Origin of the sequence: Photobacterium frigidiphilum (assembly GCF_003025615.1) — a bacterium.
GTDB classification, from domain to species: Bacteria; Pseudomonadota; Gammaproteobacteria; order Enterobacterales; family Vibrionaceae; genus Photobacterium; species Photobacterium frigidiphilum.
Genome location: NZ_PYMJ01000103.1, coordinates 1 through 1907 on the forward strand (window position 1 = coordinate 1; position 1907 = coordinate 1907).

2 protein-coding genes and 1 pseudogene are annotated in these 1907 nt (G+C 42.2%); all 3 read left to right on the forward strand.

The window, feature by feature from the left end:
• Positions 1-271, forward strand: a 271-nt coding sequence (locus tag C9J12_RS29885; protein ID WP_193944729.1) for a TraU family protein, incomplete at its 5' end; no start/stop codon positions are given.
• A gap of 16 nt (positions 272-287) precedes the next feature.
• Positions 288-623 carry a hypothetical protein gene (locus C9J12_RS29890; RefSeq protein ID WP_107247090.1) on the forward strand — a complete coding sequence of 112 codons (336 nt, stop codon included), beginning with the start codon at positions 288-290 and terminating at the stop codon, positions 621-623.
• 1012 nt (positions 624-1635) lie between these two features.
• Positions 1636-1907 (forward strand): annotated as a pseudogene (locus tag C9J12_RS30990) (hypothetical protein); the annotation flags it as partial.

Consider the following 1907-nt stretch of genomic DNA (forward strand, 5'->3'; position numbering starts at 1 on the left):
CATTATGGAGCGGTTGAATTTCAAATTGCACCGAGAAGGCATTGTGTGGGAAACCCGGGGGGCTGACGGGGCGATTTGTTATCAATGGCCGGAGCCGATCCTCCCCAAATCCCGCTACCGTTATCAGATGACCAACGTCATTCCTGATCCGTTGTGGTGTCACCCCTATACCACCACGACGGCCTTGTGGGAAATGGGGCACGACAACCCGGTCACGGGTGACAACTTTGGGTTTGTGAATTTCAGAAAGCGTAACTGTGTCTTTTTATAGAAATGAGGATCACCCAATGAAAAACCCGCGTATCGAGCCCGAATACTCCACGTTTTTAAACACCCTATTCAGATTAAACATTTATATCACCCATCAAGCCTTGCTCATCGACAGGTTAAAAAACAGCGAGGAATGGCAAACGACCTTCATGGAAAATGTGTGTACGGGCAGGCATGACAACATCACATTTCACCTTATCTCTACCCTGCATACCCACATTCTCAGGGCGCGCTTTACCGAGGCCAATTTTAAGCCGGGAGATGATGATGTTTTTTTGAAAAGCCTGTACCACTTATCAGATAGAACGCCAATCAACACAAAAAAAGACTTACCACGATACCCCCTACATTAGTGTTTTCTTGATTGTTGACCTCAACCAATACCGTATTGCCTATCGATGCGCTGTTCTGGTGCCTGAGTTCCCAAGACGGGCACCAGTTACCGGAACACCCTAATACAGGCAAGCACCCTCATTATAAAGCGGTGGAATTTCAGAAAGCGTAACTGTGTTTTTCTATAAAACCACACAATGGCGAAAACACACTAAAACCGAATAGGACCATCAATGAAACGCCATCAAATCGATACGACCCAGCCATTAGACATTTTCCCCTATCACCTTAAAAAAGCTTATTTAGACCGACTCTCCGGTACAAAACCAATGATTATAATCTCGGTAATCAGCAACTCGTTTTCACAGTAGCGAACAGATCAATACATTGATACTCAAGATATTTTTTGCCACACATCGAACAAAAATAATGAAACAAGCATTAGGAGAATAATAAATCAGTAAATACTTTCGATTTTTATTTGAGTCACAGCTCTAACACAACGACAAAAGGCTTACCTCATTCAGGGAATAACGTATGTACGAAATAACAAGGAATAACATCATTCACGAGATTAAATATTTGAGATCACGATCATTTAAAGAAAATGACATCGTTAAATATTTGACCGTCCTCAGTCACTGTTTAGCGGCTATACGATCTATTTTTATTATTATCGCCAGTGCTTTTTTTACGCTTACAACGGTGTTTGTTCAAAAGGTATACCTCGCATTGAGTAATGGCACTGTCGATACGACCCAATCACTCTCTGAACTACAACCCCATTTTGATTCATTCTGGTGCGCTTCGTTAAGCTTCACCATTAAAGCCTTACTCATATATACGGCTATTGGGTTAACAATAGTTGTAATCAAAATATTCAAAAAGACTCTTTAACATCATTTCATTGACTCCTCCATGCCATGTCTATTTCAAACAAGCTAATAACAACTCACTCAGAGAAAATACATAAAACACATTCAAAATGGATTATTTCGTTTGTTAAAAACAGCCAAGCAGTAAGGACTTTTCATGTTCAATATTATTAATGTACAAACCAGCCCTGCTTTCACACGACGCAGATTAACGACCATCCTCTTACTTTTCACACTGCTTAGCACCATGCTCAACGCTGCCCCTCTCGGCTACAGCCAAACAGAGTTCAAGGCATTGCAACAACGAGAAATCGCAATACAAGCCCCCGACCATGCTCCCGTGCTTAATTTGGATGCGCTGTGGCAAAACGCCAAACAATTTGAAACTGAGATGCGGGCCACCCAACACGACGCCCTGTCCCCCATATT